This window comes from Haloferax sp. Atlit-6N (assembly GCF_003383195.1).
Taxonomy (GTDB): Archaea; Halobacteriota; Halobacteria; order Halobacteriales; family Haloferacaceae; genus Haloferax; species Haloferax gibbonsii.
Genome location: NZ_QEQJ01000417.1, coordinates 1 through 434 on the forward strand (window position 1 = coordinate 1; position 434 = coordinate 434).

The 434-nt window shown below is 50.2% G+C and carries 1 protein-coding gene; it reads right to left on the reverse strand.

The genetic code is table 11. From position 1 onward, the window contains the following. Nucleotides 1-434: hypothetical protein (locus DEQ92_RS24350; protein ID WP_233516964.1), on the reverse strand; the 434-nt coding region annotated here is incomplete at both ends.

Below are 434 nucleotides of genomic sequence, written 5' to 3' on the forward strand. Positions count from 1 at the left end.
CAATCATTTAAATCGCTTCTAAGCCACCGTGTGATGAGATTATGGTCCTGCTGGGCGAGAGTTTCGAGTTCGGTAGGGAAGAGCCGAATCACCTCGCCCTGTTTTTCAGCGTTGAGGACTATACGGGCACCAGATTCAGTATTCATCTCGTAGACGGTAACAAAGCCAAACTCATTCGAAACGGTTGTCAGCTGGGTTCGTTCAGCTGAATCATCTTCTCTGATAGGTGACCGATGAGTGGCATCCGCTCCTGATAGATTGGCAAGCGTGTCGTGGTTCTGCCAAGCGAGTGCCTCTAGTGCAACTGCGTCCAATCGAATCGAGGACGTCGGCGTTTCGATTTCGAGACGCTCCCCCTTCGGCGTTTCAATCCGATTGAGACCTATTGAGTCTCCTTTCACATCCAGTTGGGTGAGTGGAATAAGGTTCATGAT